General features: G+C 67.4%; 6 protein-coding genes. 1 reads left to right on the plus strand and 5 read right to left on the minus strand.

The window, feature by feature from the left end:
- Positions 1 to 101 precede the first annotated feature (101 nt).
- The 4 genes from QRO93_RS06670 to dusA form a co-directional block, all read right to left on the minus strand.
- The gene (locus tag QRO93_RS06670) at positions 102 to 1,526 is read right to left on the minus strand and encodes a sensor histidine kinase (RefSeq protein ID WP_008268038.1); all 1,425 of its coding nucleotides are present in this window, start codon (positions 1,524 to 1,526) and stop codon (positions 102 to 104) included.
- A 25-nt stretch (positions 1,527 to 1,551) separates the two neighbouring features.
- A complete protein-coding gene (locus QRO93_RS06675; RefSeq protein WP_004136763.1) occupies positions 1,552 to 2,235 on the minus strand; it encodes a response regulator transcription factor in 684 nt (227 codons plus the stop codon).
- Between the two features lie 73 nt (positions 2,236 to 2,308).
- Positions 2,309 to 2,683: a hypothetical protein gene (locus QRO93_RS06680; protein ID WP_053448522.1), complete on the minus strand. Its 375-nt coding sequence runs from the start codon at positions 2,681 to 2,683 to the stop codon at positions 2,309 to 2,311.
- Between the two features lie 213 nt (positions 2,684 to 2,896).
- On the minus strand, positions 2,897 to 3,928 hold the full coding sequence (gene dusA, locus QRO93_RS06685; protein ID WP_180878683.1) for a tRNA dihydrouridine(20/20a) synthase DusA: 1,032 nt from the start codon (positions 3,926 to 3,928) through the stop codon (positions 2,897 to 2,899).
- Between the two features lie 198 nt (positions 3,929 to 4,126).
- Between dusA and QRO93_RS06690 the strand changes: the two genes are divergently transcribed.
- Positions 4,127 to 4,435 carry an addiction module antidote protein gene (locus QRO93_RS06690; RefSeq protein ID WP_180878684.1) on the plus strand — a complete coding sequence of 103 codons (309 nt, stop codon included), beginning with the start codon at positions 4,127 to 4,129 and terminating at the stop codon, positions 4,433 to 4,435.
- Positions 4,436 to 4,485: 50 nt separating this feature from the next.
- Here the strand turns inward: QRO93_RS06690 and QRO93_RS06695 are convergent, their stop codons facing one another.
- A complete protein-coding gene (locus QRO93_RS06695) occupies positions 4,486 to 5,940 on the minus strand; it encodes a SulP family inorganic anion transporter (RefSeq protein WP_180878685.1) in 1,455 nt (484 codons plus the stop codon).
- Positions 5,941 to 6,076 lie beyond the last annotated feature (136 nt).

The raw sequence follows: 6,076 nt of genomic DNA on the forward strand, positions 1-6,076 counted from the left end.
GATCTTCGGTGGCATTGCCAGGTTGCCAGCCAGCGGCCGCCACTACCGGAACACCACGCGTTGTTGCGCCAGGCGATTCCCGGCGGACGGGAACGCGCGGTTTACGGCCCCGGCGGCAGGCGCACTTCGAAGCGGGCGCCGCCAAGTTCACTGGAACGGCCGACGGCCAGTTCGCCGCGGTAATCCTTGATCAGGTCCTGCACGATCGACAGGCCGATGCCATGGCCCTGCACGCGCTCGTCGCCGCGCACGCCACGCTGCAGCACCTTGCCGATGTCGTCCGGGGCGATGCCCGGGCCATCGTCGTCCACCGCCAGCAGCAGGCCGGCGCGACGCGCGTTCGGTGCCGGCAGCGGCTGCGCGGTCAGCAGCACGCGGCGGTTGGCCCACTTGAAGGCGTTTTCCAGCAGGTTGCCGAGCAGTTCCTGCAGATCGCCCGGTTCGCCGTGGAAGCGCGCGGCCGGGTCGATGTCGAACTCGCACAGCACGCCCTTGGAGGCGTAGACCTTCTCCAGTCCACGCACGATTTCCTCGGCATTGGATTCGATCGGCAGCGGCGCGGAGAACAGCTTGTGGCCCGAAGACGCCGCGCGCGCCAGCTGGTACGAGACCAGGTTGTTCATGCGCTGCAGCTGCACGTCCAGTTCCTCGCGCAGCGCGCCGTCACCGGCACCGCTGTCCATCTGCGTGCGCAGCACCGCGATCGGTGTCTTCAGGCTGTGCGCCAGGTCGGCCAGGGTGTTGCGCTGGCGCTCCAGGTTCTCGCGCTCACTCTCGATGAAGGCATTGATGCTGTCGGTCAGCGGCTCCAGCTCGCGCGGGTGGCGCTCGCTCATGCGCGCGGTCTCACCGCGCTGCACCTTGGTCAGCTCGGTAATGACCCGCCGCAGCGGGCGCAGGCTCCACTGCAGGATGACGGTCTGCAGCAGCAGCAGGATCAGGCCGATGCCACCGAGGTAGAACCAGACCCGGCTGCGGAACACGCGCAGCTGCGCGCCCAGCGCGCGCGAGTCTTCCATCACGTAGATGGTGTACGGGAATTCGGTGGCGGGGTCGGCATCGGCGTCCCACACCAGGCCCAGGCCATAGCGGTACACCGAGCCCTGGCTGCCATCGATCTGGATCATCGGCAGCGGGCCTTCGAACACTTCCTGGCGCGGCGCCAGCAGGCCACCGCCCACGGTGGGCAGCATCGGGCCTTCGGCGGACATCGAATTGCCCTTGCCGTGCGGCATCACCACCTGCAGGTACAGGCCGCTGCCTGGAACGTCGAAGCGCGAATCCGGCGGCTGCTCGCGGATGTACAGCGAGCGATCGCGGGTGAAGTCGATGCCGGCCGCGTAGGCGGTGGCGTAGTTCTTCAGGCGCTCACGCAGGTTCGCCTTCGCCGTGTCGGCGAAGGCGGCGTCGAGCGCGTAACCGGCCAGCGCCAGGAACGCGACCAGGCCCACGGACGCGGCGAACATCTGGCGCGCCTGCAGTGAGCGCGGCCGCCAGCGTCGGAAGAACCACAGACGGCCGGACATCGTGTTATCGCCAGGGTGAGCCGGCTCAGCCCTCGTTGCGCGGGATCGCGAAACGGTAGCCGCGACCGCGCACGGTCTCGATCGGCTTCAGTTCGCCATCCGGGTCCAGCTTCTTGCGCAGGCGGCCGATGAACACTTCCAGCACGTTCGAGTCGCGGTCGAAGTCCTGCTGGTAGATGTGCTCGGTGAGGTCGGCCTTGGAGACCAGTTCACCGGCATGCATCATCAGGTACTCCAGCACCTTGTACTCGTAGCTGGTCAGGTCGACATTGCTGCCGGCCACGCTGACGGTCTGGGCAGCCAGATCCAGGGCGACCGGGCCGCATTCCAGGGTCGGCTTGCTCCAGCCGGCGGCGCGGCGCAGCAGCGCGTTGACGCGGGCCAGCAGCTCTTCGACGTGGAACGGCTTGACCAGGTAATCGTCGGCGCCCTGCTTCAGGCCCTCGACCTTGTCCTGCCAGCTCGAACGCGCGGTCAGGATCAGCACCGGGAACTTCTTGCCTTCGTCACGCAGGGCCTTGATCAGCTCCATGCCCGACATCTTGGGCAGGCCGAGGTCGATGATGCCGACATCGAACGGGACTTCGCGCCCCATGTAGAGGCCTTCCTCGCCGTCCTGCGCAGCATCGACGGCAAAGCCTTCGCGCTTGAGCCGGGCTGCCAGGGTCTCACGCAGCGGGGCTTCGTCTTCGACCAGAAGGATACGCATGAACTCTCCCTAGTGTCCTGGGTGTGGCCCGGAGGCCTGTGGGGTACGGGTTGATAGCGACAACTATCCCTGTTCAGGGGTTATCGCCGCGTAGTGATGACATATCCGACCGCGGCGTGCGCGGCTGTGAACGCGACGGGGCGGGGTCGTCCATGTAGCGGACCCGGCCCCGGTCGTCCATGTATTTCACCCGGTTGATGTCACGACCATCGAACGGCACGCGCTCGGCACCGAGGATGTGGCCGCCGGTGGTGCGCTGCACGCGGCGCACGGCATCGGACAGCGAACGCTCGTCGCCACGGTTGCCGCGCTCGCCCCGCTCCATCATCTCCGCCCGCCCCTGGTCGCCGCGCGGCGGCTGTTGCGCCAGCGCCGAAGACAACGGCGCAGCCGCCAGCAGCACGCAGGTGGCCAGGGCAATGCGGCGGTGGAAGGGAGCGGAAGACATCGATGCGATCCTAGCCGAGCTCGGCGATTCGTTCAAAAGTCGTAAATCCGGGTGCCGGGTTCGGGACCCGGCGCTTTACAAATCCTTTGCAAATTCTTGGTTTGGGGCAGTGAATCCGGTCTGAACTTTTCCGGTCCCACCGCTGCGTTGTTCAGCTAAGTGAACATTCGGGACGAATCGCCGTCCCTTGTCAAGTCAGGAATGTGACTTCGGTCACGCTGCGTCGCGATCCGCATCGCGTTCGGTGACCGCCAGCGCCTGCTCGACCAAGCTCCAGTCGGCGCCCGGGCGGTGTGCGCCCTCGCTCAGCACCTGGCGGAATGCGCGGCCACCGGGCTGGCCATGGAACAGGCCGAGCAGGTGGCGGGTGATGTGCTTCAACGCCAGGCCTTCGCCCAGGCGCGCTTCCACATAGGGGCGCAGCGCGCGCAGCAGGTCGCCACGGGCCTGCAGCGGGGCGCCGGTGTGCAGCGCCTCCAGCTGATGCAGCAGATAGGGGTCGTGGTAGGCCGCGCGGCCCAGCATCACGCCATCGACGTGCGTGGCCTGCGCCTGCACCGCCTCGAGGCTGGCCAGGCCGCCGTTGAGCACCACCGGCAGCGCCGGGCGCTCCTGCTTCAAGCGGTAGGCCCAGTCGTACTTCAGCGGCGGAACCTCGCGGTTCTCCTTCGGCGACAGGCCTTTCAGCCATGCGTTGCGGGCGTGCACCACCACCATCGCCGCACCGGCGGCGACCTGGCGGTCGACGAACGCGGCGAACACCGCGTAATCGTTGTCTTCGTCCACGCCGAGGCGGCACTTCACCGTGACCGGGATATCCACCGCATCGACCATCGCCGCCACGCACTCGGCCACCAGTACCGGCTCGCGCATCAGGCAGGCGCCGAAGCGCCCGGCCTGCACGCGGTCGGACGGGCAGCCGCAGTTGAGGTTGACCTCGTCGTAGCCCCACTCGGCGGCGATGCGCGCGGCCTGCGCCAGCAGCGCCGGGTCACTGCCGCCCAGCTGCAGCGCCAGCGGCTGTTCGCTGCGGTCGAAGCCGAGCAGGCGCTCGCGGTCGCCGTGGATGACCGCGTTGGCGTGCACCATCTCCGTGTACAGGCGTGCGCCCGGGGCCAGCACGCGATGGAACACGCGGCAATGGCGATCGGTCCAGTCCATCATCGGGGCAACGGACAGGCGCAGGGAATCGGCGTAACGGGCGGTGGCGGACGTCATCGGGGCGTTGATCGTGGAGTCTGGCATTGCCAGTGAGATCAATAGTTTACACCGGGTGGCTGAATGGCGGCGGGGAGCGCTACGCAGACACGCCAGGCTTTGACGCAGTTGCCAATTGAACGATGTATCCCTGTGGATACGATTCATGGCGATCCTCCAGGCAAGAGAGACGTTCGCGCGCTGGCTGTGCGTTACGCACGAGGCGCCATTCCCAGGACTCTCCCCATGAGCAAGCTGAAGACGATTCCCTTCGATCCCGCAGACTATCTGGAAGATGACGTCGCAATCGCCACCTATCTGAGCGAGGCCTTGGCAGCAGGTGATGCGGGCCACTTCCAGGAGGCACTCGGAACAGTGGCGCGCGCTCGTGGCATGAGCGGTGTTGCCGAGGTCTCCGGCCTTGGACGCGAAAGCCTGTACAAGGCGCTGCGCCCCGGTGCACACCCACGCTTCGACACCGTGCAGCGGGTACTGTCAGCGCTCGGGGTGCATCTCATCGTGCAAGCCGACAAGCAACCCGCAGGCACCGCCTGATCGCTGCCGCTGGCCCGCCGGGCATGGCCCGGCGCTCCCCCCCTGACCGATCAATGCCCGCTACGCGCGCCACCCACCTGCTCGATCAACGTCTGGCTGGCCGCATTGAGCCCCACCACCGTTACCTCGGCGCCATGCGCGGCCAGTTTTTCCTGAGCGCGTTCCAGCGCGGCCACGGCGGTCAGGTCCCAGAGGTGGGCATCGCGCAGATCGATCTGCACCTTCGGCGCTACATGCTGATAGTCGAACGCCGCACCCAGCTGGCCGCCCGAAGCGAAGAACAGCTGGCCACGCACGCGGTAGACCTGCGTGTCACCGGTATCTTCGCGCTGCACGTCCAGCATGCGGCCAACCTTGCGGGCGAAGAACAGCGCCGACAGCAGCACGCCGCTGAGCACGCCCTTGGCCAGGTCGTGGGTGGCCACGGTGACCACCACGGTCAGCAGCATGACAGCGGAGGAACTGCGCGGATGCGTGCGCAGGTCGCGCAGCGAGCGCCAGCTGAAGGTGCCGATGCTGACCATGATCATCACCGCCACCAGCGCCGCCATTGGAATCTGCCGCACAAGTTCGCTGCCGTACACCACCAGCACCAGCAACACCACGCCAGCCACCAGGCAGGACAGGCGCCCGCGGCCGCCGGAGGTCACGTTGATGACCGACTGGCCGATCATCGCGCAGCCGGCCATGCCGCCAAGGAAGCCGGTGACCGTGTTGGCCACGCCCTGGCCCACGCATTCGCGGTTGCGCTCGCTGGGCGTTTCGGTGATGTCTTCGACGATCTGCAGGGTCATCATCGATTCGAGCAGGCCGACCACCGCCAGCGTGGCTGACACCGGCAGCAGGATGCGCAGCGTTTCCCAGGTAAGCGGAACATCCGGCAGCAGGAAGTGCGGCAGGCTGTCCGGCAGCTGGCCCATGTCGCCCACGCTGCGCACGTCCACGCCGAAGCCGATCACCACGGCGGTGAGCACGACGATGGCCACCAGCGGTGATGGCACCGCGCGGGTGATGCGCGGCAGCAGGTAGATGATCGCCAGTGCGGCGGCGCACAGCACGTATACGGTGGGGCCGCGGCCGATCAGCTCGGGCATCTGTGCCAGGAAAATCAGGATGGCCAGCGCGTTGACGAAGCCGGTGATGACCGAGCGCGAGACGAAGCGCATCAGCGAGCCGAGCTTGAACACGCCGGCCAGCACCTGCAGCAGGCCGGCCAGGATGCTGGCGGCGAACAGGTACTGCAGGCCGTGGTCCTTGACCAGGTCCACCATCACCAGTGCCATGGCGCCGGTGGCAGCGGAGATCATGCCCGGGCGGCCACCGGCGATGGCGGTGATCACCGCGATCGAGAACGCGGCGTACAGGCCGACCTTGGGGTCGACGCCAGCGATGAGCGAGAAGGCGATGGCCTCGGGAATCAGGGCCAGGGCGACGACGATGCCCGACAGCAGGTCGCCACGGATGTTGCCGAGCCATTGCTGGCGCAGGGGGTAGGACGTTTGCATGGGAAAACTCCGCGCACACGCGGGCGTGGCCACGTGGCGCTGCAGTGGAAAGACACGGGTTCCTGAGCCGGGCGGGCCGGCTGCCGATGTGCGGCAAGGGTCAGGGTGGCGTGATCACTGCAGGGCGGGGTCGATG

The organism is Stenotrophomonas maltophilia group sp. Smal17, assembly GCF_030237045.1.
Lineage (GTDB): Bacteria > Pseudomonadota > Gammaproteobacteria > Xanthomonadales > Xanthomonadaceae > Stenotrophomonas > Stenotrophomonas forensis.